This is a genomic window from Bartonella sp. AP57NXGY (assembly GCF_042195805.1).
Classification (GTDB): domain Bacteria; phylum Pseudomonadota; class Alphaproteobacteria; order Rhizobiales; family Rhizobiaceae; genus Bartonella.
Genome location: NZ_JBHIOZ010000397.1, coordinates 1 through 953 on the forward strand (window position 1 = coordinate 1; position 953 = coordinate 953).

1 protein-coding gene is annotated in these 953 nt (G+C 33.1%); it reads right to left on the bottom strand.

What is annotated here, in order from left to right:
* On the bottom strand, positions 1 to 742 hold a 742-nt coding region (locus ACFIL8_RS11100; protein WP_375689848.1), incomplete at its 3' end, for an NAD(P)-dependent oxidoreductase.
* Positions 743 to 953: the final 211 nt, after the last annotated feature.

Here is a 953-nt window from a genome sequence, read left to right on the forward strand (position 1 = left end):
TTAGTATTTTTTCTATCGCCCCTTTTTCAACCAAAGCTGAACGCGCTGTGTTAACAAAAATAGCATGTGGTTTCATGCTCAATAGATCATCTAATTTTATGATTTCTCTGGTTTTATCGCTTAAACGTAAATGTACGGATATAATATCAGGACGTGTAAAAAATTCATCTTTTGAATGCGTAAAATGATAACCTAAATTTTTTGCTTCTTGCGTTGAACGCTCGCTCCCATAAACTAAAATGGACATGCCAAAAGCTTGAGCATATTGAGCAACCATTTTACCAATACGCCCAAACCCGAATATTCCAAGAGTAGCCCCTTTCATTTGGTTGCCAAATGTTGTTTGCCAGCGTCCTTTTTTCATATCAGACACAGATTTATAGAGTTTTCTACGCGCAGACATAATTAAGAGCCAGGCAAATTCAGCAGCAGAAGTTGGATCTCCACCACCGTCTAATATTTCAATTCCTAAGTCTCTACAAGCTTCTATATCAATATGTGAACCTATAGGGCCTGTTTGGCAGATTAATTTTAAATTTGGCAGTTTCAGGAGAAGATTTCTATCAACTATAGTCCGCTCTCTAATTAAGATAAGAATATCTATCTCTTTGAGCTTATCTTCTAAATTACATTCTTTAGCTAAATTATTTATAACCAGCACTTCATGCGATTTCATTAATTTTGTAATAGACTGTAATGTTAGAGTGGCTTTTTGATAGTCATCTGGAATTAATATTTTCAATTTAAACCTTCCGTTTCATTCATCAATATTTGAGCTCATTATTTCATTTCTAAAACAACCAAAAAGCAATCTCATCGCTGATATTTTGACATAACACCAAGCCTATTAACAAATTATACCCCTTGATTTATTGTTATTTCTAGCAATAAGAATAGCATTAATCAGTTAGTTTTTATAAACTTTAAAACATTGCGACAAAAAGAAAAAGTTT